The organism is Microbacterium sp. MYb54 (assembly GCF_002979515.1).
Classification (GTDB): domain Bacteria; phylum Actinomycetota; class Actinomycetes; order Actinomycetales; family Microbacteriaceae; genus Microbacterium.
This window is the reverse complement of sequence record NZ_PCPA01000001.1, coordinates 237,385-263,114: the sequence shown is the minus strand read 5'-3', so window position 1 is coordinate 263,114 and position 25,730 is coordinate 237,385. Positions and strand designations below refer to the sequence as shown.

General features: G+C 67.0%; 24 protein-coding genes. 10 read left to right on the top strand and 14 right to left on the bottom strand.

Annotated elements, in window-relative coordinates; genetic code table 11:
* Positions 1–7: 7 nt before the first annotated feature.
* A complete protein-coding gene (smc, locus tag CQ040_RS01220; RefSeq protein ID WP_105525464.1) occupies positions 8–3,553 on the bottom strand; it encodes a chromosome segregation protein SMC in 3,546 nt (1,181 codons plus the stop codon).
* A 527-nt stretch (positions 3,554–4,080) separates the two neighbouring features.
* Between smc and CQ040_RS01215 the strand changes: the two genes are divergently transcribed.
* From CQ040_RS01215 to CQ040_RS01190, 6 genes are all read left to right on the top strand, one after another.
* A complete protein-coding gene (locus tag CQ040_RS01215; protein WP_105525465.1) occupies positions 4,081–4,365 on the top strand; it encodes a hypothetical protein in 285 nt (94 codons plus the stop codon).
* A 173-nt stretch (positions 4,366–4,538) separates the two neighbouring features.
* A complete protein-coding gene (locus CQ040_RS01210; RefSeq protein ID WP_105525466.1) occupies positions 4,539–5,618 on the top strand; it encodes a GNAT family N-acetyltransferase in 1,080 nt (359 codons plus the stop codon).
* Positions 5,619–5,719: 101 nt separating this feature from the next.
* Positions 5,720–6,415: an ABC transporter ATP-binding protein gene (locus CQ040_RS01205; protein ID WP_105525467.1), complete on the top strand. Its 696-nt coding sequence runs from the start codon at positions 5,720–5,722 to the stop codon at positions 6,413–6,415.
* On the top strand, positions 6,412–7,734 hold the full coding sequence (locus CQ040_RS01200; RefSeq protein WP_105525468.1) for an FtsX-like permease family protein: 1,323 nt from the start codon (positions 6,412–6,414) through the stop codon (positions 7,732–7,734). The genes CQ040_RS01205 and CQ040_RS01200 overlap by 4 nt, the downstream gene beginning before the upstream one ends.
* Before the next feature lie 127 nt (positions 7,735–7,861).
* Complete coding sequence (locus CQ040_RS01195) at positions 7,862–8,350, top strand: DUF1877 family protein (protein ID WP_181156687.1); 489 nt, start codon at positions 7,862–7,864, stop codon at positions 8,348–8,350.
* Positions 8,351–9,271 carry a M23 family metallopeptidase gene (locus tag CQ040_RS01190; RefSeq protein ID WP_105525470.1) on the top strand — a complete coding sequence of 307 codons (921 nt, stop codon included), beginning with the start codon at positions 8,351–8,353 and terminating at the stop codon, positions 9,269–9,271.
* Between the two features lie 19 nt (positions 9,272–9,290).
* Here CQ040_RS01190 and mutM read toward each other — a convergent pair whose 3' ends face one another.
* From mutM to CQ040_RS01160, 6 genes are all read right to left on the bottom strand, one after another.
* Positions 9,291–10,154 carry a bifunctional DNA-formamidopyrimidine glycosylase/DNA-(apurinic or apyrimidinic site) lyase gene (gene mutM / locus CQ040_RS01185; protein ID WP_105525471.1) on the bottom strand — a complete coding sequence of 288 codons (864 nt, stop codon included), beginning with the start codon at positions 10,152–10,154 and terminating at the stop codon, positions 9,291–9,293.
* Positions 10,147–10,839, bottom strand: a complete 693-nt coding sequence (gene rnc / locus CQ040_RS01180) for a ribonuclease III (RefSeq protein ID WP_028502694.1) — start codon at positions 10,837–10,839, stop codon at positions 10,147–10,149. The genes mutM and rnc overlap by 8 nt, the downstream gene beginning before the upstream one ends.
* A 10-nt stretch (positions 10,840–10,849) precedes the next feature.
* Entirely contained in the window at positions 10,850–11,059 is a 210-nt protein-coding gene (gene rpmF / locus CQ040_RS01175; protein ID WP_028502695.1) for a 50S ribosomal protein L32, read from the bottom strand.
* Between the two features lie 2 nt (positions 11,060–11,061).
* Positions 11,062–11,610, bottom strand: a complete 549-nt coding sequence (locus CQ040_RS01170) for a DUF177 domain-containing protein (protein ID WP_105525670.1) — start codon at positions 11,608–11,610, stop codon at positions 11,062–11,064.
* 71 nt (positions 11,611–11,681) lie between these two features.
* Positions 11,682–12,179: a pantetheine-phosphate adenylyltransferase gene (gene coaD / locus CQ040_RS01165; RefSeq protein ID WP_105525472.1), complete on the bottom strand. Its 498-nt coding sequence runs from the start codon at positions 12,177–12,179 to the stop codon at positions 11,682–11,684.
* Positions 12,180–12,210: 31 nt separating this feature from the next.
* Positions 12,211–14,385, bottom strand: a complete 2,175-nt coding sequence (locus CQ040_RS01160; RefSeq protein ID WP_105525473.1) for an ATP-dependent DNA helicase RecG — start codon at positions 14,383–14,385, stop codon at positions 12,211–12,213.
* A gap of 61 nt (positions 14,386–14,446) precedes the next feature.
* Here CQ040_RS01160 and rsmD point away from each other — a divergent pair, with 61 nt between their 5' ends.
* Positions 14,447–15,064: a 16S rRNA (guanine(966)-N(2))-methyltransferase RsmD gene (gene rsmD / locus CQ040_RS01155; RefSeq protein ID WP_105525474.1), complete on the top strand. Its 618-nt coding sequence runs from the start codon at positions 14,447–14,449 to the stop codon at positions 15,062–15,064.
* Here rsmD and thiL read toward each other — a convergent pair.
* On the bottom strand, positions 15,034–16,029 hold the full coding sequence (thiL, locus tag CQ040_RS01150) for a thiamine-phosphate kinase (RefSeq protein WP_105525475.1): 996 nt from the start codon (positions 16,027–16,029) through the stop codon (positions 15,034–15,036). The genes rsmD and thiL overlap by 31 nt on opposite strands.
* A 23-nt stretch (positions 16,030–16,052) precedes the next feature.
* Here thiL and CQ040_RS01145 point away from each other — a divergent pair, with 23 nt between their 5' ends.
* Positions 16,053–16,535 (top strand): DUF3515 family protein, encoded by a 483-nt coding sequence (locus CQ040_RS01145; protein ID WP_105525476.1) that lies wholly within the window; start codon positions 16,053–16,055, stop codon positions 16,533–16,535.
* 21 nt (positions 16,536–16,556) lie between these two features.
* Here the strand turns inward: CQ040_RS01145 and CQ040_RS01140 are convergent, their stop codons facing one another.
* The 6 genes from CQ040_RS01140 to leuC all read right to left on the bottom strand — a co-directional run bounded on the left by CQ040_RS01140 (position 16,557) and on the right by leuC (position 22,913).
* Positions 16,557–17,639 carry a D-alanine--D-alanine ligase family protein gene (locus tag CQ040_RS01140; RefSeq protein WP_105525477.1) on the bottom strand — a complete coding sequence of 361 codons (1,083 nt, stop codon included), beginning with the start codon at positions 17,637–17,639 and terminating at the stop codon, positions 16,557–16,559.
* Complete coding sequence (locus CQ040_RS01135) at positions 17,545–18,678, bottom strand: NAD(P)H-dependent glycerol-3-phosphate dehydrogenase (protein WP_028502703.1); 1,134 nt, start codon at positions 18,676–18,678, stop codon at positions 17,545–17,547. Before CQ040_RS01135 ends, CQ040_RS01140 begins: the two co-directional genes overlap by 95 nt.
* Complete coding sequence (locus tag CQ040_RS01130) at positions 18,668–19,423, bottom strand: 1-acyl-sn-glycerol-3-phosphate acyltransferase (protein ID WP_105525478.1); 756 nt, start codon at positions 19,421–19,423, stop codon at positions 18,668–18,670. The genes CQ040_RS01135 and CQ040_RS01130 overlap by 11 nt, the downstream gene beginning before the upstream one ends.
* Positions 19,424–19,428: 5 nt before the next feature.
* Positions 19,429–20,796 (bottom strand): UDP-N-acetylglucosamine 1-carboxyvinyltransferase, encoded by a 1,368-nt coding sequence (gene murA / locus CQ040_RS01125; RefSeq protein WP_028502705.1) that lies wholly within the window; start codon positions 20,794–20,796, stop codon positions 19,429–19,431.
* Positions 20,797–20,862: 66 nt separating this feature from the next.
* Positions 20,863–21,459, bottom strand: coding sequence for a 3-isopropylmalate dehydratase small subunit (gene leuD, locus CQ040_RS01120; protein WP_105525479.1), 597 nt, complete (start codon positions 21,457–21,459; stop codon positions 20,863–20,865).
* 2 nt (positions 21,460–21,461) lie between these two features.
* Positions 21,462–22,913: a 3-isopropylmalate dehydratase large subunit gene (leuC, locus tag CQ040_RS01115; protein WP_028502707.1), complete on the bottom strand. Its 1,452-nt coding sequence runs from the start codon at positions 22,911–22,913 to the stop codon at positions 21,462–21,464.
* A gap of 190 nt (positions 22,914–23,103) precedes the next feature.
* On the opposite strand from leuC, the gene CQ040_RS01110 reads away from it, so the two are divergent.
* Together CQ040_RS01110 and CQ040_RS01105 are read left to right on the top strand one after the other, a co-directional pair.
* Positions 23,104–24,399 carry an O-acetylhomoserine aminocarboxypropyltransferase/cysteine synthase family protein gene (locus tag CQ040_RS01110; RefSeq protein WP_105525480.1) on the top strand — a complete coding sequence of 432 codons (1,296 nt, stop codon included), beginning with the start codon at positions 23,104–23,106 and terminating at the stop codon, positions 24,397–24,399.
* On the top strand, positions 24,396–25,709 hold the full coding sequence (locus CQ040_RS01105) for an LLM class flavin-dependent oxidoreductase (RefSeq protein WP_105525481.1): 1,314 nt from the start codon (positions 24,396–24,398) through the stop codon (positions 25,707–25,709). The genes CQ040_RS01110 and CQ040_RS01105 overlap by 4 nt, the downstream gene beginning before the upstream one ends.
* The last annotated feature ends 21 nt before the right edge of the window (positions 25,710–25,730 follow it).

The following is a 25,730-nucleotide window of genomic DNA, read 5'->3' as shown; positions in this document are numbered from 1 at the left end:
AACCGCGTCAGACGGCCGCAGCCGCCCGATCGCCGACCCGCTGCCCCACGACCGCCGACACGCCGTCTTGGCGCATGGAGACGCCGTAGAGCGCATCCGCGATCTCCATGGTGCGCTTCTGATGGGTGATGACGAGGAGTTGCGAGCTCTCCCGCAGCTGTTCGAAGACGGTGAGCAGTCGACCGAGGTTGGCGTCGTCGAGGGCTGCTTCGACCTCGTCGAGAATGTAGAACGGGCTCGGCCTCGCCTTGAAGATCGCGACGAGCAGGGCCACGGCCGCCAGAGACCGCTCACCTCCGGAGAGCAGCGACAGGCGCTCGATCTTCTTCCCGACCGGACGCACCGACACCTCGATCCCGGTCGTGAGCATGTTGTCCGGGTCGGTGAGCGAGATGCTGCCGGTGCCACCGGGGAACAGCAACGGGAAGACCTGGCCGAACGCCTCCTTCGTGTCTTCGAAGGCGCTCGCGAAGATCACCTGCATCCGCTCGTCGAGGTCGGTGATGATCGTCAGAAGGTCCTGACGCGTCTGGGTGAGGTCCGCCAGCTGCTCGGTGAGGAAGGCATGCCGCTGCTCGAGCGCGGCGAACTCCTCGAGTGCGAGCGGGTTCACCCGCCCGAGCTGCGCGAGCTTGCGCTCCGCTTCCGCGAGTCGACGCTGCTGGATGCGGCGATCGAACGGGATGGCGGTGTCGTCGACCGGATCGTCGGCGGCAGCCTCCACGCCTGGATCCCGCGGAACGAGCTGATCAGGGCCATATTCCGCAACGAGAATATCTTCGTCCAGGGCGAGTTCGGAGGAGACACGTTCCAGCAAGCTGTTCAGGTGCAGCTTCTTCTCGTGGATCTGCAGCTCGAGTCCGTGCACGCTCTCGGTGAGGCCGGCGAGACGTTCGCGGAGGGAGGCTTCCCTGGCACGAAGTCCGACGAGTTCTTCATTCTGCGCCGACCGCGCCGCCTCTGCCTCGCCCAGAGCGACTCGCGCTTGCGTGACTGAGCGGTCGAGCGAGTCGAGGATGCGCGGGAGTTCGTCTGCGACTGCGGAGGCCGCCTCCCGCTGCCCTCGACGGATCACCGCTCGCCGTGCTGCCTCTGCTGCGGCATCACGCTCGTGCTCACGCTGGCGCTCGAGGCTCGTGACTCTGGCCTGCGCAGCGCGGACTCGCTCTCGCAACGTCTCGATCTCCATCCTCGCCCGCACTTCGCCCTCGCGGGCTACTTCGAGGGCCTCGAGCAGTCCGTCACGAGCTGAGGCGTCGAGGACGGGTCGCGGGGATGCGATGGCGTCATCAAGAGCAGCTTGGGCCGCCTGCGCCTTCGCCTCGGCATCGGATACCGCAGACTGGGCCTGCGCGAGTCCGATCTCGAGACGCTCGCATTCGGCAACGGCCGACTCGTGGCGCACCGTGATGCGGTTGACCTGCTCGGCATGCGTCGCGAGGGCGGCGTCATGCTCGCGGAGAGCACGCAGCGCCTCCTTGGTCTGGCGCCTCGTCGTCTCCACTGCCTCGCTCGCATCCTCGCGCGCCTCACGGAGCGAGTCGACCACGATCTGGATCTCGGCGAGGCGCTCAGCCGCGGCATCCCGCTCGGCCGCGAGTTCCAGACGCGAACGCTCACCTCCGGATCCGGTGCGCAGAGTCTGGGCGGTGATCACGTCGCCACCGAGGGTGACGATCGTGGTCGCGGTATCCGCCGCGACATCCAGTGCCGTCCGTGCCGCGCGCGCAGACTCCAGGTCGTCAGCGATGACCACGTGCGACAGCACGCCGAGCACGCCGTCGGGCGCTGTCACGGTCTCCACGGCGGGCGTGACGCCCTCGATCGCCGGGAGAACCGAATTCGGACGGCGGGTATCCGCGATGACGAAGTCGACGACTCCCCTACGCTGCTCAGCCGTTTCGGCCGCCAGGCGGAACGCGTCTGCTGCGGTATCGATGAGCACGCCCTCAGCGAGTGGGCCGAGGACCGCGGCGATCGCCGCCTCGAAGCCCGCACGCACCTGGACGGCATCTCCCACGAGGCCGCGCACACCCTTGCCGCCCGCCTTGACGATCTCGGCTGCACCGCCGGACAACGCCAGAGCACTGCTCAATGCGGAGGCCTTCGCCGTCAGGGAGTCGACTTCGCGCTCTGCCGCGTGCAACCGATCGCGGAGGGTGTCGCGCTCTGCTTCTGCAGCCGTGGACGCACGCTGCGCGCTCTCGTACGCTGCAGCGTGCTCGAGCGCCGTGCCTTCGGGCGCCTCGGCGTCATCGATCGACTCGAGGGCTTCTGTGGCTTCACGCCTGCGAACGTTCGCAGCCTCGAGTGCATTCTCCTGCCGAAGCACGGCCCCCCGCACGGCAGCGAGAGCCGAGGCTGCAGCTTCGGCCGTGCCACGCAACGCGGATACCCGCATGTCGTACTCGGAGACGAGCGCGCTCTGCTCGGCGATGTCGACGTCGAGAGTGTCAAGTTCCGCCCTGGCATGGATCACGTCACGGCTCGCCGACACCGCGGCATCCTGCGCATCGCCGAGCCCTGCGGAGATCAGATCGATCTCGTCCTTGGCTTCGTCGATCGTGCTCTGCGTCACGGTTACGGCGGTGACCGCTGCGTCGTCGTCGTCGGAACCGAGCAGTGCGAGGCGCTGGTTCGCGAGGGTGTACAGCCCCCGCATCCGCTCCTGCACCTGCTCCAGCCCGAACGCGACACCGCGTGCTTGATCGACGGCCACCGAGTTCTGATCCTGCTCGAGTCGCGCGATGCTCGCACGCACCGTCTCGGCCTGGTCCGACAGCACCAAGCGTTCGGTGTGGCGTTCATTCTCCGTGCGCGTGTGATCCGCGAGCGCAGCACGCAGGGCGACCACGTCATCGGCGAAGATGCGCGCCTTCGCGTCGCGGACGACCGCGGCGATCGTCTGCGCCTCTCGGGCGATCTCGGCCTGACGGCCGAGGGGCTTGAGCTGTCGGCGGATCTCTCCCGCAAGATCACTCAGACGGGTGAGATTGGTCTCCATCGCGTCGAGTTTGCGGAGGGTCTTCTCTTTGCGACGTCGATGCTTGAGGATTCCCGCGGCTTCCTCGATGAAGCCGCGACGGTCCTCAGGCGAAGCCTGGAGGACGGTGTCGAGGCGTCCTTGGCCGACGATCACGTGCATCTCGCGACCCAGCCCCGAGTCGCTCAGGAGCTCTTGGACGTCGAGGAGCCGGCATCCCTCACCATTGATCGCATACTCGCTGGAGCCGTTGCGGAACAGAGTGCGGCTGATCGTGACCTCGGCGTACTCGATCGGCAGAGCGCCGTCGGCATTGTCGATCGTGAGCTGCACCTCGGCGCGACCGAGCGGGCCGCGCGTCGAGGTACCGGCGAAGATGACGTCTTCCATCTTGCCGCCGCGCAGGGTCTTCGCACCCTGCTCCCCCATCACCCAGGCAAGGGCGTCGACGACGTTCGACTTGCCGGAGCCGTTCGGTCCGACGATGCAGGTGACACCGGGTTCGAACACGAAGCTCGTCGGCTGCGCGAACGATTTGAACCCTTTGAGCGTCAGGCTCTTCAGATGCATGCGGGCACCGCTCGTCCGGGGAGAATCACGCGGCTACGCTACCGGAATTCCGGGGCTGGAGCCTCATCCCGCGCGGGCGGCGGGAGAACTCGAGTACCGGGCGACACGCCGAGAAGAACCGCAGGTGCTTGACGTTCACCGAGTGGATTCGCTACCGTGGCCTCCGGATCGCCACACGAAAGGAGGTTACCGATGATTACGACTCAGCTCAACGCACAGGCCACTGGCCTCGACGCGCCAGCGCATTTTGCGCCGCGCCCTGCGTTCTCGGTAACCGCCGGCGTCCGCATCAGCGCTCTCTCGTAGAACCGCACCCCGAGATTCCGAGCCCGTAGTGGGCTCTGTCCGGTCGGCTCTTCCGCGCCCCGTCCGCTGATCTGCACGGCAGATCACGGCTCAGCCTCCGCGTTCGGCGGCCACTCTTCGTGGGCCCGCCGACCCGCTCTCCCGCATCGTTCCGACTGCTCTCGCGGTCCGCGTGCGGTGCTTCCGCATCCATCACCACCACCTCTTTCGAAGGAACCATCGTGAATACCACGTTGCATCGCAGCGACATCCACCCGCCCGATATCGAGGACCGCGAGGTCCTCCAGATCCCCCGCCCCGACGAACTGCGTCGTCTGTCGCTCGCGGATCGTCTCTCCCTCAGGATCGGCCTCTGGCTCTTCCAGAGGGCGCAGCGCCCTCGACGCCAACGCCGCAACCTGCACATCGATCCGGCAGACCTGTTTCTGCTCGGTGAGCAGCGTCATCGTTCGGCAGCGGAATCGTACGCGCTGCTGACATTCGACATGCAGCGCGGAATGCGCTGACGGTCGGCCGATCGTGACGCCCGACTCCGCTCCCATGGTTCCTCCGCATCCGCCCGCCTCATGGTGGGGGGATGCGGGGGCCTCATCGGGGCCGTAGCCGCGATTCGTTCCACATGCCCGCTTCGCCTGACGCGGACCCAATCCACCCGAAGTCCCCTACGAAGGAAACCCACATGACGACCGTTGAACCGACGATCACGCCGCTGATCGTTCCGGTCTCCCTTGACGCCGACGACGCCGCGGACTTCCGCGCATGCGCCGCACTCAACCGTCAGATCTGCGACGAACTGGTCGGGCTCCCCGACCTCGCCTCTGATGCCACGCAGATGCTGCCCCAATGGCAGGACGAGACGGACGCGATCCACCGCGGTTTCGTCGCCCGCATCGGCGAGAAGATCGTCGGCATGATCGTGATGTACATCGCCCAGGAGAAGGAAGCACACGCGATCGAGTTCGACCTGCTCGTGCCGCGCGCCCACTGGGGACGAGGCATCGAGGACGCGTTGCTCGCCCAGGCGGAAGTCGAAGCACGCGCCCGTGATCGGAACGTCTTGCAGACCTGGAGCCTGCACCGACCAGCCGAGGCCGAGCGCATGCTCGTCCCCCGTACAGGATGGGGCCGGATCCCGGCGACTCCACTCTCCGACCTCGTCGAGGCCGACGGGTATGTCCTCGAGCAGGTCGAGCGCAACAGCGAGTACGACCTGCTCAGTGATGACGCGCCGCTGCGCGAGGCGTTGACCGAGGCGAAGACCTTCGCCGGGCCGGACTACCGGATCCTCGAGTGGGACATGCCGACGCCACCGGAGCTGCGGGACGGTTTCGCGGCTGTGCTGGCTCGACTGTCCACGGATGCTCCCAGTGGTGACATGGATTTCCCCGAGGAGAGCTGGGATGCCGATCGCGTCGTCCGGCGTGAGTCGAGAATTCTGAGCGCCGGGCAGGCCGTGTCGGTGGTCGCCGTGCAGTACGTGCCAACGGGCGAGCTCGTCGCATACAACGAGCTGGTCATCGCCGCGGACCGTACCGGCGTCACGGACCAGTTCGGCACCCTGGTGAGCAAAGGCCACCGTGGCCACCGCCTCGGCATGATCGTGAAGTGCGCCAACCTGCTCCGCTGGCGCGAGAAGATGCCGCACTCGACCGTGGTCTCCACCTTCAATGCGGAGGAGAACCGGCCGATGCTGAACATCAACGAGGCGATCGGCTTCCGTCCGGTCTCCTACACCGGGGCCTGGCAGAAGAAGCTCTGATGCACGTGCGGATCCGATCTCATTCTTCGGGATGACGTCGGGTCCGCATCGTCATCCGCCGGGCCGACGACGCCGGACGCACGGGTGACGAGGCTGGAAACATGAATATCCCCGTGATCGAAGCCCATGCCCTCACCAAGAACTTCGGGACGACGCGCGCTCTCGCCGGCGTCGATCTCGCGATCCAACGCGGTGAGTCCGTCGCGATCATGGGTGCTTCCGGTTCGGGGAAGACGACGCTCCTGCACGTGCTGGCGGGTATCACCGCACCAGATTCGGGGAGCGTCGTCTTCCGCCCCGCCGAAGGTGCACCCATCGAGGTCACCGCACTAGGCGAATCCGCGCGTTCGCGTCTGCGCCGAGAGCGATTCGGCTTCGTCTTCCAGCAAGGGCTGCTCATTCCCGAACTCACCGCGGTGGAGAACGTCGCACTCGCCTCGATGATCAACGGCATCCGGCGCCAGGATGCGCTGCAGCATGCGGCGTCGTGGCTCGCCGCGCTCGGCCTCGCCGGAATGGAGGACCGACGAATCGGCGAGCTCTCAGGCGGGCAGGCGCAGCGTGTCGCGATCGCCCGCGCGCAAGCGACCGGTGCAGAGCTCGTCTTCGCCGACGAACCCACCGGCGCCCTCGACACCCACACATCATCCGAGGTGATGGACGCACTCCTGTGGTCGACGACAGGGCAGGCACGCACCCTCGTCGTCGTCACGCACGACCCAGATGTCGCCGCGCGCTGCACCCGAACGATCGCAGTGCGCGACGGGCGGATCATCTCCTCGGCGGTGGCCGCATGAACCGGAACGTCCTGGCACTGCTCCTGCGCCCGGCCCCGGGGCAGAACAGCGTTCTCGCCCTGCCCATCGTCGCGTTCGCGATAGTGACGACCTTGGTTCTCACCGTGATCGGGGGCGCCCAGTCGTTCTGGGGCTGGACCGATGAGTACGCGGCCCTCTATCAGGGCCTCGCCGCGATCGCACTCGTGCTCCTAGTCGTTCCGCTGATGTCTCTCGGCGGCGCAGCGGCGAGGCTCTCCGCCCGCCGACGCGACGAAAGACTCTCCACCCTCCGTCTGCTCGGCGTCTCCCCAACCGGAGTCACCGTCGCCACGGTCGCAGAATCGGTTCTCGTTGCCACCGTCGGTGCGGTCGCGGGAATCATCGGACATGTTGCGATCAGCCCGCTCATCGGACTGATCCCGTTTCGAGGGGCACCGCTCGGATTCTCTGCGGTCGTGCTCCCTCCCCTCCAGACGGGCATCGTCGTCATCGCGGTGCTCGTGCTCGCGGCGACCAGCGCCGTCATCGGCCTCCGCCGCGTCGTCATCTCGCCGCTCGGCGTGCGCACCCGCACCGAAGTGTCGAAGGTGCACTGGATCCGTGCTCTGTTCGGCGCGGGTGCGATCGCCATCTCGTTCGTCCTGGTCAAAGTCTTCCCCTCGATCGGCGGGGTCGTCATGACCATCGTCGTACTCGCTGCACTCTTCGGCGCGGCGCTGGGCGTCCTCAATCTCGTCGGCCCGTGGGCCCTCAAGGTGTCGGCATCCGGTCAACTTCGTCGCGCCGACAAGCCCGAGCGACTCCTCGCCGCCCGCATCGTGCTCGACTCCCCCAAAGCTGCATGGCGTCAGGTCGGTGGCATCGCGATGGCGAGCTTCATGGCCGTATTCGCCGGCACCGGGGTCGCGATGCTCAACATGATGAGCGCTTCTGACGCAGCGGCGTCGGACCTCGCCCTCGCAGACGACATCCGCACGGGTCTCATCATCACGCTCATCGGATCGTTCCTGATGGTTGCGGCGTCCGTCGGCGTCAACCAGGCGTCGGACATCCTCGACCAACGGGAGCTGCACCGCAGCCTTCACCACTTGGGCATGCCCCGGGAGACAGTGGACAGCGCCCGCCGGCGAGCCATCATGTCGCCACTGCTGATCACGGCTATCGGCTCAGCGCTGGTCGCCGGCGTCCTCGTGTTCCCGTTGGTCGGAATCGCGATCGTGACCGCACCGCTGTCGCTCCTCACGATCGCAGCTGTCGTCACGATCGGGATCGGGGTGGTGTGGGCGAGCACCTGGGCTACCAGCCCGTTGCTCCGTGGGGCATTCCAATCGGCGTGAAGACGTCCCGGATGCGGCACGGAACAGCGAGCCGCTGATCATCGTAAGCTGATTCCGTCGAGGCAATCGAGCAATCGTCGTGGGGGCTCGGAGCCTGGCGCCTGACACCCCGAAAAGGAGAGAACTCGTGGAACTCGGTCTGCATTTCCGCCTCGATGACGAACAGATCGCGCCCGTGCTCGAAGCTGTCGGCGACGACCAGCGGCTCCGGTCCGTGCTCTCCGCGTACGAGGAGGATGAAGCCGTCTACGCGCGAGCCTGCGAGACGGACAAGGCGTGGGACCCGATCGCATGCGCACTCGCACCGGCGGCGGAAGAAGGACCCTGGCCTGCGCGGGGTGTGATCGGAGGTGCTCGCGCTCTGCAGGTCGACGACGATGAGTCGTGGATCACGCATCTCGACCCCCTCGAGGTCGCCGATGTCGCCGGCTATCTCCGCGAACTCGACGACCTGCAGTTCTCGCGTCTGTACGCCCAGATGCCGGAGGAACTCCGCAATCCTGAGTACGGTCCCGATGAGGAACGCTATGCGCTGACCTGGTTGACCGCGCTGCGCCAGTTCTTCGCCGCTGCCGACGAAGAGCGAGCCCACGTCGTGTTCACTGTCAGCCTGTAGATGAAGCGCATCGAGAGCAGCGGCCGATCGGCCCACCGGCATACACCGGTCCGAGCCGTGCTCCTCGCCATCTATCGCGTCCGCGTCCCGGTCTACGGTATGGCGGCTCTGGTCCTGGTCGTGGTGGCCCTCACCAGCGGACTCGCCCTCTGGGACGGTTCCGGGCAGATGAGAGCCGTAGTCGCGTTCATCGCCATGGGTGTGCTGGTCGCATGCATGCTGCTCGTGTTCGTCGGCGCACGCCTGGTGCCGGAGCGGGAGACGTCGGTGGTCTCCTCTCCCGTCCACGGTCGATGGCTCGGAATGAACAGCCCCGCGACCAAGGTTCCCAGTCACGGAGTCCGAATGTACGGGCAGGCGTACGCCATCGACCTCGTACATGAGCCGATCGACGCAGAACGTCCTTCCTTCGGCGCCGGCCCTGCGATGCGAGAAGCCAGCGACTATCCCGCCTTCGGACAACCCGTCGTCGCGATGATCGACGGAACCGTCGTGCGTGCCACGGATCGCCAGAGGGACCACCGTGCGCGTTCGAGCGGGCTCAGCCTCGTCTACATGATGCTCGAGGGCGTCGTACGCGAGATCGGCGGCACTGCTTTCATCCTGGGCAACCACGTCACGATCCGCGGAGCCGCCGGGGAGTTCGCCACAGTCGCACACCTGCAGCAGGATTCGGTGATGGTTCAGGTCGGTGCGAGGGTTCGCGCCGGAGAGCAGATCGCACGCTGTGGCAACTCCGGCAACAGCAGCGAGCCTCATGTCCACGCGCAGCTCATGGATCGGGCCTCGCCATGGACCGCCCAGGGCCTTCCCCTGGCGTTCGACGCCATCTCCCTCGATGACAGGCCAGCGCGAATGGCCGCTCTTCCAGCGACCGGCCAGCACATGACTGCTCAGGCGGCGGACTCCCCGTCCGCATGAATCGTCCGATGCGGGCGTCTCAGCGTCGCCGCTGGCAGGTGGGACAGAAGTGCGACGAGCGATTCATGAACGAGACCCGACGGATCTCACCCCCGCAACGCGGGCATGGTTTCCCGCCCTGCCCATAGGCGTTCAGTGAATGGGCGAAGTACCCGGCCTGACCGTTGACATTGACGTACTGTGCGTCGAAACTGGTGCCGCCTTCGGCGAGAGCCTTCCCGAGCACGATCCGCACCTCCGCCAGAAGACGATGCACCGCCGCGGTCGAGAGGCGATTCGCCGGAGTCTCCGGGTGGATGCGCGCCGCCCAGAGCGACTCATCGGCGTAGATGTTGCCGATCCCGCTCACAACTCCCTGATCGAGGAGCACACGCTTGATCGCACTCGCACGTCGACCCAGAGCGTCGCGAAACGCCCCATCGTCGAAGTCATCGTCCATCGGATCGCGCGCGATATGCGCGACCTGGGTCGGAATCCTCGATGCGCCATCGTCGACCAGCGCGTCCACGGCGAGAGAGCCGAAGGTCCGCTGATCCGCGAACACGATCGCGAGCTCACCGTGAACGGGGTGCTCGATGCCGATCCGCACCCGCTCATGTCGCTCCGCGTCTGCGGTCGGAGCGCGAAGAAGCATCTGTCCGCTCATTCCCAGATGGGCGATGAGCGCTGATTGCGCATCGTCGAGAGGAAGCCAGAGGAACTTTCCGCGGCGCGCTGCCGCCGAGAAGGTCCGCCCCTCGAGCCTGCCGACGAAGTCAGCGGCGCCGGCCGAGTGCCGTGTCAGCGCCCGCTCGTCGAAGACGCTGACGGAGGTGATCAGCGAGCCGACGGCAGCCGGTTCGAGTCCGGCGCGAACGACCTCGACCTCGGGGAGCTCAGGCATGCTCGCTGAGAGTGCGCCAGGCGCTGAGAGCCGCCGCCATCTCCGCGGTCTTCTTGCTGCTGCCGGTGCCGGTCATGCTCACATCGCCGACAGCGACGGTGGCCAGGAAGCGACGGTCATGATCCGGACCGCTCGCCTCCACCGAGTACCGAGGAGGCGACGCGCCCAGACGGGCGGCGAGCTCCTGCAGGCTGGTCTTCGGGTCCATCGCAGCGCCGTAGCGTTCGGGGTCAGCCAACAACGGCTTCGTCAGACGAAGCACGAGTTCTGTGGCGGCGTCGGGCCCTACCGAGAGATACGTCGCACCGATGACGGCTTCCATCGTGTCGGCAAGAATCGAGTCCTTATCCCGACCGCCCGTCTGCTCCTCACCGCGACCGAGCAGCAGGTGACTGCCGAGATCGATCCCGCGTGCCACCTCCGCGAGTGCGACGGTCGACACGACGCTTGCGCGTCGCTTCGCCAGCTCGCCCTCATCGAGGTCAGGGTGCGTGGTGAAGAGCATCACGGTCACGGCTTGACCGAGGACCGAGTCTCCGAGGAACTCAAGCCGCTCATTGTGTGGGATGCCCCCGTGCTCATACGCGTACGAGCGATGGGTGAGGGCCAACTCCAGAAGCTCCGCGTCGATATCGACGCGGAGCTTTTCTGGGAGAGGCCTCGTCCCCCCGGGGACCTCCGTCACAGTACGCGACTCAGACGTCGGCGACCTTGCGGCCCTTGTACTCGAGGAAGAGTTCGGTGCCCTGCGAGTCGGTGACGACCTTCGCCTGGTGCGGACGGCTGTAGACGACCTGACCGTTCTCGATGGTCTTGACGAGCGCGATGGGCGCCGCCTTCCACTGCGCGCGACGCGAGCGGGTGTTCGAACGGGAAACCTTGCGCTTCGGGGGGTTACCAGCCATGACTAGCTCTCTTCTTTCTCGGCGGCGCGAGATTCTTCCGCACCGTCTTGGTCTGTGATGTTCTGGAGCGCACTCCATCGAGGATCGATGGGAGCAGCCTGCTCCGTTCCGATGCTCACGGCCAGTCGTTCACCCGTTTTCGGGTCAAGACCCGGGCAATCCGGCTGACACACCGGCTGAAAAGGAAGGGCCAATACGGCCGCATCCCTGACGAGAGTTTCAAGATCCACGTGGTTGTCTTGAACCTCGAAGTCAGTTTCTTCCTCACCAGGATACGCGAAAAGCTCCTGGAACTCGACTTCGACGGGCCGAGTGATGTCGATCAGGCATCTTCCGCACACACCGACATACTCTGCATCAGCCGTTCCGGACACCAGGATGCCCTCGTGAACGGACTCCAGACGCACGTCGAGGGCGAGAGTGGAGCCTGCCTCGTACGACACGATCCCCTCGCCCCACGCCTCAGCGAGAGCCACGGTCAACTCGTGTTCGCGCATCTCTCCCGGATGCCGGACGATGTCGCGGACGGGGAGGACGAAAGGGCCGTTCATTCGGGAGCGCACCCTGCCATGTTACCGGGCCGCGCTTCGGATCGGGCTGGCCGCACGTTCAGGGAGCAGGCTCAGACGCCGCGGCCGCCGGTGTCCAGGAACGCCGCCACCGCGGGCGGGACGAAGGGTGTCACATCTCCTCCGAGAGAGGCGACCTGTCGCACGAGAGAGCTGGAGACCATCGCGTGAGACGGGTCGGGAAGCAGGAAGACGGTCTCGATGCCGGCGAGGTGCCGGTTGACGATGGCCATCGGAGATTCGTAGGCGACGTCGATCTGAGACCGGATGCCCTTCACCAGGACTCCGGCATTCACGTCGCGGGCGTAGTCGACGAGAAGACCCATGCTCCACGAGCCGATCACGATCTCGCCCTGCATGCCGTCCTCAGCGATCGAGCGCTCCAGAAGGGAGAGTCGCTGCGCGATCGGCAACATCGCCTCTTTGCCCGGGTTGTGCACGACCAGCACATGCAGCTCGTCATACAGCGCGGCCGCACGCCGGATCACATCGAGATGACCCAGGGTCGGCGGATCGAAGGAACCCGGGACGACGGCGATCCGGCTGCTCATGGTTTCCAGCCTAGGGCACGTCGTGACGGCGTCAGTTTTTCGCCAGCGCTGCGCGGTCTTCGTCGCTCACTCGCCTGCCGATCGCCTCGCGCAACCCCGGATGACCGGTCAGATCGGGGTCTGCGGCGAGGATCCCTTCCGCCACCTCGCGTGCCCGGCTGATGAGTCCGGCGTCTTTCACGACCCGCAGGAGCTTGAGCGAAGAGCGTACGCCTGCCTGGGCGGCACCGAGCACGTCTCCCTCGCCTCGCAGCTCCAGATCGACCTCCGCCAGGGCGAAGCCATCGAGCGTTGCGGCGACCGCGTCGACACGGTCGCGTGCGAGCGAACCCGCTTCCGTTTCGGTGACGAGCAGGCAGAGACCCGGGACGCCCCCTCTGCCCACTCGACCACGGAGTTGGTGAAGTTGCGAGACCCCGAACCGATCGGCGTCGAGCACGATCATCGTGGAGGCATTGGGTACGTCGACACCGACTTCGATCACCGTGGTGGCCAGGAGCAGGTCGATGTCGCCGCGCGCGAACGCCTGCATGACGGCATCCTTCTCATCGGAAGGCATCCGCCCGTGCAGCACAGCTCTTCGCAGGCCCCCGAGCGTGGGGTGGGTCGCGAGTGCCTCGTCGAGCTGCACGACGCCCCACCGCGGTCCTGTCCCGCCCTCGGGCGCCAGCGCCGCAGGCTCCCCCGCCTCGGCCGTCTTCTTCGCGGTGTCGATCGCCGCGCACACCGCGAAGACCTGCCTGCCCTGAGCTATCTCTTCGGCCGCACGTTCCCAGACGCGGTTGAACCACCCCGGGTGCTCAGAGAGCGGGGCCACGAACGACTCGATGCCCGCGCGGCCGGCCGGCATCGTGCGGATGACCGAGGTGTCGAGGTCGCCGAACACGGTCATCGCCACCGTCCGCGGGATCGGAGTCGCCGTCAGGACCAGCGCGTGGGGGCTCGAGCCTTTCGCCCGCAGAGCCTCACGCTGCTCCACGCCGAATCGGTGCTGCTCGTCGACCACCACGAGACCGAGGTCGGCGAATGTCGTCTTCTCGCCCAGCAGCGCGTGGGTGCCCACGACTATGAGCGCCTGACCGGAGGCGACTCTCAGAGCGGCCTTCCGGCGCTCCGCCGCCGGCATCTGACCGGTCAAGAGGGTCGGCATCAGGATCGGGGAGAGCTCCGGGCCGAGCATCTTCGCGATGGAACGCAGATGCTGGCCGGCAAGAACCTCGGTGGGGGCGATCAGCGCCGCCTGGCCACCGCTCTCGGCCACCTGCAGCATCGCTCGGAGCGCGACCAGTGTCTTGCCCGATCCGACCTCGCCCTGCACCAGGCGGTTCATCGGCCACGCTCCGACGAGATCGGCGGAGATCTGCTGCCCGACCGTCTCCTGATCCGGAGTGAGCGTGTACGGGAGGCTCGCATCGAACCGCTCGAGCAACCCAGCGGGGAGTGCGGGCCGAGAAGTCGCGGAGAGGGCTCGGATGGCATCCCGCTGCTGCAGGAGCGCAGTCTGCAGGGTGAGTGCCTCGTGCATGCGCAGCGTGCGCACGGCAGGGTCGATGTCGTTGCGCGTGCGCGGTCGGTGCACGAGCTCCAATGCCTCGCGAGCGGTGAGCAGCTCTTCGCCTTCGCGGATGTCCGCACTGAGCGGGTCCGGTGCATCGGGCAGGTCATCCAGCACCCGGCCGATGAGTCTGGCGATCTGCCAGGTCTGAATCGCCGAGGTCGCGGGATAGATCGGGATCGGCACCGCGGCACGCGCGTCGGCGCTTCGCCGTGCGGAATCCTCGTCGTCGAACAGCTCGTATTCGGGGTGCGCGAACTGCGTCATGCCGTTGAACTTGCCGACCTTGCCGGAGAACACCCCTCGACGCCCCACCGCGAGATCGGTCGAGCGCCACTCCGCCGCGCCGACGTTCTTGGCGAAGAAGGTCAGCGACATCCGGCCGATGCCGTCGCCGATGACGACGTCGACCATGGCACCCGGGCGGTTGCGCATGCGACGGAAGCTCGAGGACAGCACCTCGGCGACGATCGTCACCGTCTCGCCCAGCGGAAGATCGCGGATCGGGGTGAGCTCACCCGGATCGGCATAGCGGCGCGGATAGTGAGCGAGCAGGTCTCCGACGCTCTTCATGCTGAAGGCGCGACCGAGCGTCTTGGCAGACGCCGCACCGAGCGCATCCTCCAGCGAGGAATCGAGCGTGAGCGACATGCTCCGAGTCTAGGGAACGCGACCGACACGGCTGTCACCCTGGCTGTCGTATCGTGATCAGGTGACGAGGATCATCGCAGGCAGCGCCAGAGGTGCCCGACTCGAGGTGCCGGGCGCCGGAACACGTCCAACGAGCGATCGGGTACGCGAATCGCTCTTCGGCGCCCTCGAGTCCCTCAGCGCCATCTCCGGCGCACGGGTCCTCGATCTGTACGCGGGATCGGGAGCGCTCGGTCTGGAGTCCCTCAGCCGAGGGGCCGCGAGTGCCGAGTTCGTCGAGCGAGGACGCCAAGCCGCTGCCATCGTCCGGCGCAACGCCGCGATCGTCGCGAAAGCCGGAGGCATGCCGAGCGGTCGGGTCCACGAGAGCGCGGTCCATGCCTTCCTCCAGCGGGCGAGCGGTCCGTTCGACCTCGTCTTCACGGATCCGCCGTACGATCTCGATGACACCGCGATGACGGCCGATCTCGTCGCACTCGCACCACTTCTTTCGTCCGACGCCGTGGTCGTCGTCGAACGAGCACGTCGCTCCACGCCTCCGGACTTCACTGCGGCCGGCCTGGAACTGTTCCGGGAGAAGTCCTACGGAGACACCACGCTGTGGTGGGCGGAACCGGCCTCGGACGACGAGAGCGCCGCACCGCTCGATCAGCCGCCGACCGAGTCCCAGTCCCGGTAGGGATCCCATCCGCTGACGTCGACCGGGCGATCGTCGCAGAGCAGTCCTTCTTCGCCGCGATGCTGAACCTTCCCGATGATCCGGAACCCCGGAGGCAGCACGCCCTCGGGGAACGTAGCGAGGAGCGCGTGGTCCTCTCCCCCGGCCATCGCTCGTTCCGGATCGTCGCCGAGCGCGGTCCTGTCGAGAGCGATCGTGACCTCTGATGCCGCGGCCATCCGTCGAGCGTCGAGAGCCAGCCCGTCGGAGATATCCATCATCGCTGTCGCACCGGCGGTCGCCGCCACAGCACCGAGACCGATGGGCGGAGATGGACGCAGCTGCGCGACCAGGGCAGCGCTCTCCCCCGAGGCCAGCTTCGCCACGTCGACCGCCACCGGCACACCGTCGTCGCGGAAACGGCCGAACAGCACGGCGAGACCGTGCGCTGCATGGCCGAGTTCGCCGGCGACCGCGACGACATCGCCCGGCCGCGCACCGCTGCGAGTGACGGCAACGCGTCCCTCGAGGTCGCCGAGAGCTGTCACAGCCACGGTCAGCACATCGGAGACGGTCAGGTCACCGCCGACGACGGCGCATCCCGGCGCGAGTGCCGCACACGCATCCTTGAAACCATCGGCGAGCCGCTCGACGAACGAGAGCCGGAGGTCGCGTGGCACGGCGAGAGCGACCAGCAGTGCGGTCGGACGCGCGCCCATCGCCGCGACATCCGCGAGGTTCACCGCTGCGGCCTTCCAGCCCAGGTCGTACCCGCTCGACCAGGCGAGACGGAAGTCCGGCCCGTGAACGAGAGTGTCGGTCGTCGCCACCACGGACCCGGAAGGAGTCGCGATCACTGCGGCGTCGTCGCCTGGCCCGATCAACGCGTGAGACGCAGCAGGAGTCCGGGTCAGGATCGCCTGGAGGATGCGGCCTTCGGACACATCGCCCAGGCGCGGATCGTCGGCTTCGGGTCGGGAGGGCATGCTGTCAAAGGTAGCCTGGAAGCATGCCCCGTTCCCGTCGCCTCGCTGTCCTCGCAGGCGCAGTGGCCCTCGCTGCGATGCTCACCGGCTGTTCGACCACCGTGCACCTCGAACCTGCTGCGGATGCGAACAACCCGGCATGCGCGAATGTCTCGGTATTGCTTCCTGACGCGGTCGGCGATCTCGACCGTTTGTGGACCGACGCTCAGGCCACCGGCGCGTGGGGCGACCCCACCGTCGTGCTGCGCTGCGGCGTCGAGCCGCCGGCCCCCTCGGCACTCGTGTGCACGACGCTCGGCGGAGTCGACTGGTTGGTCCTCGAACAGGAAGAGGAGCGGCAGCGTCTGGTCACCTACGGGCGCGAGCCCGCGATCGAGGTGAGCATCCGCCGTGGCGAGCAGGTCGACTTCCAGTCGATCGTCGACAAGATCTCCTCGAGCATCCAGGCAGGTCTCGCACCCGCGACGGCGCAGTGCACCGACCGCGTCGAGTTCCCCGCGAGCTGAAGCCCGCGAGGAACTCCGCTGTCAGCGGCGCAGGCCTGCTTCGACCAGCTCGGTGATCAGGTCGCCGTAGCTCAGCCCTGAAGCCACCCAGCACTTCGGGAACATCGAGATCGGGGTGAACCCCGGCATCGTGTTCAGCTCGTTCACCACGAGATCGCCGGACGATGTCAGGAACATGTCGACACGGGCGAGCCCTCGACCGTCGACGGCCTCGAACGCACGGATGGCCGCCGCCTGGATCGCTGCCAGCTCGGAGTCGGTCACCTCGGCAGGGCACACGACATCGACACCGTCGCCACCGAGGTACTTGCCCTCGAAGTCGTAGAAGCCGCGGGAGGTCAAGACGATCTCGCCGGGTAGCGAGGCCCGCACACCGTCTGCGCTCTCGAGCACCGCGACCTCGATCTCGCGACCGCTCACACCCGTCTCGATCAGCACCTTGTCGTCTTCGGCGAAAGCCACAGCCAGCGCAGCATCGAGCTCGTCCGGAGTGTCCACCTTGGACACGCCGACGCTGGATCCCGCACGCGCCGGCTTCACGAAAAGCGGCAGCCCGAGCTCGGCGGCGAGAGCGCGCACGGCGGCAGCGTCACGGTCCCAGTCCTTGCGGCGGACCGTCACCCAGGGCGCGACGGAGATGCCGGCAGCCTGGAGGGCGATCTTCATGAAGTGCTTGTCCATGCACAGCGCCGAGTCGAGAACGCCGCCACCCGCATAGGGAACCTCGAGCGTGTCGAAGTAACCCTGGATCGTGCCGTCTTCACCATGCGGACCATGCAGGATGGGCAGCACGACGTCGATCTCGCCGAGACCGTCCACCGTTCCGTCGACCTGCACGACACGCAACGTGCGGTCGCCCCCGGGCTCCGGCCACAACACGCGCGTGCCGTTGTCGACGACCTCGGGAAGGTGGGCGGCATCCAGCGGGAACTTCGCGGGGTCGTCGTCTTCCAGGACGAACGCGCCCTCGCGGGTGATCCCCACCGGGATCACGGCATAGCGGTCGCGATCAATTGCCCCCAGCACGCCCCCCGCCGTTGCGGAACTGATCGAATGCTCGCTGGAGCGCCCGCCGAAGAGCACCACCACCGTCTGCTTGTCCATGGTTGGTCCTCTCACCCTGCGGGGTGTCGTCGTCCGTCGTCAGGTGGGGTGCGATGTCCCGCGGATCCATCTTGCCGTCGAGCACCATCTTCACCTGCTCGACGATGGGCATGTCGACCTCGGCCTCGCGCGCGAGCTGCAGGATGGGCGCGACCGAGGCCAGACCCTCTGCGGTCTGCTGCATCTGCTTCACGACGTCCTGGAAGCTGTAGCCCTGGCCGAGCAGGCGTCCTGCGGTGTTGTTGCGGCTCAACGGCGACTGGCACGTGGCGATCAGGTCTCCGAGCCCTGCAAGGCCCTGGAGCGTCTCCGGATGTGCACCGTTCGCCACGGCGAAGTCCGTCATCTCGACGAGTCCGCGAGTGATGATCGACGCCTTCGTGTTCTCGCCGTATCCGACACCGTCGACGATGCCGATGGCGACCGCGATCAGGTTCTTGAGCACACCACCGAACTCGGTGCCGATCACATCTGTGTTCACGAACGTGCGGAAGTAGCTGTTCCGAGCCGCGCGTGCAACGATCTCGGCGGTCTCCTGGCTGCGCGAGGAGATCACAGCAGCCGTCGGCTGCTCCCGAGCGATCTCGAGTGCGAGGTTCGGACCGGATGCGACCGCGATGCGATCGGGGTCGCAGCGCAGTTCCTGCTGGATCACCTGGCTCATGCGCAGACCGGTACCGCGCTCGACACCCTTCATGAGGCTGATGACCTTCGCATCGCTGTCGGCGAGCAGCGGCCGCAGCGCCTTCAGATTCTCACGCAGCGACTGGCTCGGTACCGACAGGTAGACCTGGTCGACGCCCTCGAGTGAGGTCGCCAGTTCATGAGTCGCCGCCATCGTCCGCGGCAGGTTGATGCCGGGCAGATAGCGGGAGTTGCGCTTGGCCTCGTTGATCTCCTGCGCGAGTTCTGCACGACGAGCCCACATCGTCACCTGGGCGCCGCCGTCTGCGAGGATCTTGCCGAAGGTCGTTCCCCAGCTGCCGGAGCCGATGACCGTGGCCCGCGGACCTACCGGAACGGTTCTCTTAGGAGTCAAGGCGTCCGGTCTCCTTCTGGCCGTGGCTGGCCGGGTTCCATCGTTCCGCCGGAGCCTTCTCGTCGCGCAGCTCTTCGAGGAGCACGGTGATGGCGTTCATCAGCCTGGTCGTCGCCTCATTGAGCGCTGCGGGCTCGCCTGCACGTCCTCGGAGGTCGGCGACATCGACGGGATCGCCGATGAGTACCCGTACGGGCTTGCGGAGCGGCCAGAGGCTGAGGCCCTTCTGGTACCGCCCCATGATCTCCTGGGTGCCCCACTGCGCCATCGGGATCAGCGGGATCCCGTCGGCGAGGGCCAGTCGCACTGCGCCGGACTTGCCCCGCATGGGCCAGAGGTCAGGATCACGGGTGAGGGTGCCCTCGGGGTAGACGATCACGCCGCGACCGTGCTCGACGAGTTCTTTCGACTGCACCATCGTCTGTCGCGCCGACGCTGCCGAAGAGGTGCGCGCCACAGGGATCATGCCGGTGCGCCGCAGGAACCAGCCGAGCACCGGCACCTTGAACAGGCTCTCCTTGGCCATGAACCGCGGCGCACGGCCGATCCGCCAAACGGCGACGGCGACGATGAGCGGATCGAACTCCGAGTAGTGGTTCGGTGCGAGGATGAACGAGCCTTCACGCGGCAGCTTCTCCGCACCGCTGACACGGATCTTCGCGATCAGGGCGACCACGGGGATCACCAGCGCCGCGAGCGGCCAGAACACGCTCGGTCGCGTCGTCTCCGTGGATCGGGACGTCATCGGGCTCACCGAATGACGTCGAAGTCGGCACCGAGCGCGTCGAGCTTGGCGAGGAACTTCTCGTACCCTCGGCTGAGGATGTCGACACCGGACACCTTCGACTCACCCGTTGCCGTCAACGCCGCGATGACGTGGCTGTAACCGCCACGCAGGTCGGGCACCACGATGTCGGCACCGTGCAACGGCGTCGGACCGGTGATGACCGCAGCCTGCTCGAGGTCACGACGGGGAACGCGACGGGGTCCGTCCTGCAGGCCGCGCGGGTGCACGACGATGTCGGCGCCCATCTTGACCAGAGCATCAGTGAAACCCAACCGGTTCTCGTAGACGGTCTCGTGCACGACCGAGCGACCATGCGCCTGGGTCAGTGCGACCACCAGGGGCTGCTGCCAGTCGGTCATGAAGCCGGGGTGCACATCGGTCTCGATGACGACAGGCTTGATCTCTCCGTCACGGCGGAAGAGGATGCCGTCTTCCTGGATGTCGAACCAGCCGCCCGCCTTGCGGAAGACGTTGAGGAACGTCAGCATCTCCTGCTGCTTGGCTCCGCCGACGAAGATCTCGCCGTCGGTGGCCAGCGCGGCCGAAGCCCAGGATGCCGCCTCGTTGCGGTCGAAGATCGATCGGTGGTCGTAGCCGCGGAGCGTCTCGACACCTTCGATGACGATGACGCGGTTCGGCTCGTAGGAGATGATCGCGCCCATCTTCTGCAGGACGGCGATCAGGTCCATGATCTCGGGCTCGATGGCGGCGTTGCGCAGTTCGGTGACGCCCTCGGCGCGGACGGCGGTCAGGAGCACCTGCTCCGTCGCACCAACGCTCGGGTACGGGAGGTGGATGTTGGCACCGTGCAGGCGTCCACCGCCCGTCGAGAGGCGGATACCGCTGGGAAGCTTCTCGACGATGGCGCCGAACTTGCGCAGCGCGTCCAGGTGGAAGTCGATCGGGCGGTCGCCGATGCGGCATCCGCCGAGATCGGGGATGAACGCCTGACCGAGGCGGTGGAGCAGCGGACCGCAGAAGAGGATCGGGATGCGGGACGCACCGGCATGGGCGTCGATCTCCTCGAAGTGGGCGGATTCGACGTCGCTCGGGTCGAAGACCAGCGCACCGGGCTCGTCGCCCTCGGAGACGCGGACGCCGTGCACCTCGAGCAGCGAGCGCACGACGGCGACATCACTGATCGCCGGCACGTCGCGCAGAGTGCTCACGGTCTCACCGAGCAGTGAGGCGACCATGGCCTTGGTGGCCAGGTTCTTCGCACCCTTGACATCGACGCGACCTCGGAGCGCACGTCCGCCTCGAATGGCGAGGACGTCTCCGGTGAGGGCAGGGACTCCGTCCGGAAGAGCGTCGCGCACAGGTGTCGTCATTCGGAGCCTCACTTCATTAACGGATTTCGGGGGCGGGTTGCCCCCTGGCTTCCCGCCCCCGACCGTCTACTGAACGGGAAGGGTCCGGGGCCGCCACGACTCGCGACGGGCCTCGAACTGCGCGATCTTGTCTTCGTTGCGCAGTGTGAGCCCGATGTCATCGAGCCCTTCGAGGAGCCGCCATCTAGTGTAATCGTCGATCCCGATCTCGGCCTGGACGTCACCGATCGATGCCGTCCGAGCCTCGAGGTCAACCGTGATGTTCGCACCGGGGTTCGCGTCGATCTCGGCCCAGATCCGCTCCAGGTCCTCTTCTGAGATCGTCGCAGCCAACAGGCCCTGTTTCCCCGAGTTTCCGCGGAAGATGTCGGCGAATCGCGGGCTCAGGACGACGGCGAACCCGAAGTCGCGGAGCGCCCAGACAGCGTGCTCACGGCTGGATCCGGTGCCGAAGTCGGGACCGGCGACCAGGACCGACGCGCCGATGAACGGCTCCTGGTTGAGCACGAAATCCGGGTCCTGACGCCACCCGTGAAAGAGTGCATCCTCGAAGCCCGTCTTGGTGACCCGCTTCAGGAAGACCGCGGGGATGATCTGGTCGGTGTCGACGTTCGAGCGCTTCAGCGGTGCCGCGATGCCCGTGTGAGTGATGAACTTCTCCATGGTCAGACCCCTTCCTCGACGAGCAGATCGCTCGGACTCGACAATGTGCCGCGGATGGCCGTCGCTGCTGCGACGAGCGGAGAGACCAGATGCGTGCGCCCGCCCTTGCCCTGCCGGCCTTCGAAGTTGCGATTCGAGGTGGAGGCGCAGCGCTCACCCGGTGCGAGCTGGTCGGGGTTCATGCCGAGACACATCGAGCAGCCGGCGAATCGCCACTCCGCTCCGAAGTCCTTGATGATCTTGTCGAGGCCCTCGGCCTCGGCCTCCAGGCGCACTCGCGCGGAGCCGGGAACCACCATGACACGCACACCATCGGCCTTCTGCTTGCCCTGGATGATGGAGGCGAAGGCTCGCAGGTCTTCGATGCGGCTGTTCGTGCAGGAGCCCATGAAGACCGCATCCACCGGTACCTCCTTGAGAGGTGTGCCCGGAGTGAGGTCCATGTACTCGAGTGCGCGCTCTGCGGCTGCGCGTTCGTTCGGGTCTTCGATCTCGACCGGGTTCGGCACCGACGCAGACAACGAGCTGCCCTGACCGGGGTTCGTGCCCCACGTCACGAACGGCTCGAGCTCGTCCGCGTCGATGAACACCTCGGCGTCGAACTCCGCGCCGTCATCGGTCGGCAGCGTGCGCCAGTATGCGACCGCGTCGTCCCAGTCCTGTCCCTTGGGCGCATGCGGACGGCCCTTGAGGTACTCGAACGTGGTCTCGTCCGGTGCGACCATACCGGCACGAGCTCCGGCCTCGATCGACATGTTGCAGATCGTCATGCGACCTTCCATCGACAGCGCTCGGATCGCACTGCCACGGAACTCCAGCACATACCCCTGTCCTCCGCCGGTGGTGATCTTGGCGATCACGGCGAGGATGATGTCTTTCGCGGTCACTCCGGGGCGCAGGGTTCCGTCGACGTTGATCGCCATCGTCTTGAACGGCTTGAGCGGGAGCGTCTGCGTGGCCATGACGTGCTCGACCTCACTCGTTCCGATGCCGAACGCCATCGCTCCGAACGCACCGTGGGTCGAAGTGTGCGAATCGCCGCAGACGACCGTGATGCCGGGCATGGTCAGGCCGAGCTGAGGACCGACCACGTGCACGATCCCCTGCTCGGCATCGCCCAGCGAGTGCAGGCGCACACCGAACTCGGCGGCGTTGCGGCGCAGCGTCTCGATCTGCGTGCGGCTGGTGAGGTCTGCGATCGGCTTGTGGATCTCCAGCGTCGGGGTGTTGTGGTCCTCGGTCGCGATCGTGAGGTCGACGCGGCGGAGCGGCCGTCCTTCGCTGCGAAGACCATCGAAGGCCTGCGGGCTGGTGACCTCGTGCACGAGGTGCAGGTCGATGTAGATGAGGTCGGGTTCGCCGTTCTCACCCTTGACGACGAGGTGGTCGTCCCAGACCTTCTCGGCGAGGGTCCTGCGGCGTGCGGAATCGGCACCGTTTGCGGGGGTGTTCATTGCGTGTCTCCTGTGGCTGGCGGTTCGGCCCACGATGGACTCCGCGACGAGGAGGGGCTCAGAACGAGGTCTCGTCGCGGCGCCTAAGAAGAAGGTTCACGGTCCGCATGACGCCAGATTACCACCGCTCGGACATGCTCCGACCCGTCATGACACTCTGTTGAGCACCAGAACGACCGAGAGGCAACGCATGACCGTCGACACCGCCCGTTTCGCCACCCGTGCGGTCCATGCAGCGAGAAGCCGCGAGACGGCTGCCTCGCGCGCGACACCGATCTATCTGACGGCGGGCTTCGAGTTCGACGACTTCGACCACGCCGCCGATCACTTCAGCACCGGTGCCGGCTTCGGGTACACGCGCACCGGCAACCCCACCGTTCGAGCTGTGGAGCGCCAGCTCGCCGCCCTGGAATCCGGTGCGGATGCCGTCCTCGTCGCCAGCGGACAGGCGGCGGTCGCCACCGCACTGCTCACCGTCGCCGGCGCAGGCGATCACATCGTCTCCTCGACCCACATCTACGAAGGCACACGGGGACTCTTCCTCGACAACCTCGCCAGGCTCGACATCGAGGCGACGTTCGTCGACGACATCTCCGATCCGGATGCCTGGCGCGCGGCCATCCGCCCGAACACCCGCGCTCTGTTCGCCGAATCCCTCGCCAATGCACGAAACGATGTGCTGGACATCCGCGCCATCAGCGACATCGGCGACGAGTTCGCCATCCCGCTGATCATCGACAACACGCTCGCGACGCCGGCGTTGCTGCGTCCGATCGAGCACGGCGCGGCGATCGTCGTCCACTCCGCGTCGAAGTTCCTCGCCGGACACGGATCCGTGCTCGGCGGTGTGATCGTCGACGACGGTCGCTTCGACGCCGAGCACGCCGGACACAACGCGCCGCATCTCGTACTCCCCGGACGAGGGGACGCGCCCAGCGTGTTCGCCCGTCATGGAGGTCGGGCCCGGATCGCCTACGCCCGGGAGTCCGTGGCCCCTCGATTCGGCGCGTCTCCCTCACCGCTCAACGCCTTCCTCATCGGACAGGGTGTGGAGACGCTCAGCCTCCGCGTCGAGCGGCAGTCTCAGAACGCCCTCCGGATCGCCCAGTGGCTGGAGCAGCACGAGGAGGTCGAGGGCGTGGACTACGTCGGCCTCACCTCGCACCCCGACCACGAGCTCGGAAGGCGGTACCTCGGCGGCGGATTCGGCTCGATCTTCACCTTCACCCTTCGTGGTGGTCTCCCGGCCGCGCGCCGATTCGTCGAGCACGTGCAGGTCTTCACCCACATGACCCACATCGGCGATGTGCGTTCCCTCGTGCTGCATCCGGGGACGACGAGTCACGCGCAGCGGACCGAGGAGGAGCGCGAAGCCCTCGGCGTGCACCCCGGCACGCTGCGGCTCTCGATCGGCATCGAAGACGTCGATGACCTTCTCGCCGACCTCTCCCACGTGCTCGAGGCCGTGCGGGAGACGGTGGCATGAGCCGCCCCCAGCACTTCGGCTGGTTCCTCGCCCGCGGCTTCGGTCCGCAGGGATGGGGCTATCCAGCCCTCGACTGGGACTATGACTGGACACGCCCCGAGATCTATCGAGACGCCGCCCGCACGCTCGAGCAGGCCGGGTTCGACCTCGTGATCATCGAGGATGCGCCGTCGCTCGGGTCGCCGTCGACGATCGACCTGCGGGTCCGCCATGCGTTCGGCGGCCCGAAACACGATCCGCTTCTCCTCGCCCCCTATCTCTTCCAGGCGACCACGCATCTCGGCGTGGTGCCGACCGTCAATCCCGCCGCCTACCTCCCCTATACGGCCGCCCGCCAGTTCGCGACTCTGCAGCATCTCAGCGGACATCGACTGGGCCTCAACGTCGTCACCGACACCGGGAGCGCCCGCCACTTCTCCGCCGCGCCGCAGCTCGGACACGACGAGGCCTACGACCGCGCCGAGGAATGGCTCGCCGGCATCCGCGACCTCTGGCGCAGCTGGGACGACGGTGCGCTCCTTGCCGATCGGGCGACCGACGTCTTCGCGGACGGCACCCGACTGCGAGCGGTCGAGCACCGCGGCGAGTACTTCTCCTTCGACGGCCCGCTGAACGCCGTACCCTTCTCCGGCGGGGATCCCGCGATCGTCTCCCCCGGCGGCTCGGGACGCGGGCTCGGGTTCGCCGGTGCGAACTCGGATGTGCAGCTCGCGCTGGCCCCGTTGAACGAGAAGTCCGTGCGCGACTACCGCGCCAAGGTGCACGCTGCGGCGATCGCCGAGGGTCGGCGCCCTGAGGACATCAAGATCCTCTTCGCCATCCAGCCCGTCATCACCGCATCCAGCGAGGAGGCCGACCGGATCGTGGCGGCTTCCGCTCACCCCGACGATGCCGCGCTCGTGCAGATCGCTCGGAAGCAGTCCAGCGACCTCGAGACCGATCTGACCTCTCTCGATCTCGACAAGCCGCTCGATCTCTCGATCTTCGGCGCCCATGTCTCTCGCGGAAGCATCCAGCGCCTGATCGGCGACCGGGGCGACGGCGCTCCCCTGCGCGCACACCTGACGGCACTCGCCCGTGCGGGACGGATCACGGATCGCAGCGGCTTCGTCGGCACGGCCGAGGAGTTCGCGGACCTGATCGAAGAGCTCGGCGACTGGGGCAACGACGGGGTCCTGCTGTGGGGCGACTTCCACCCCGTGACGTTGCACCGGACGCTCGACGAGCTCGTACCGGTCCTGCGCCGCCGCGGAATCCTCCGTCGCGAGTACGCAGAGGGCGGCCTGCAGGCGAACCTGCGCCAGTTCTGATCCGGGCGCAGGTCCGCTGCA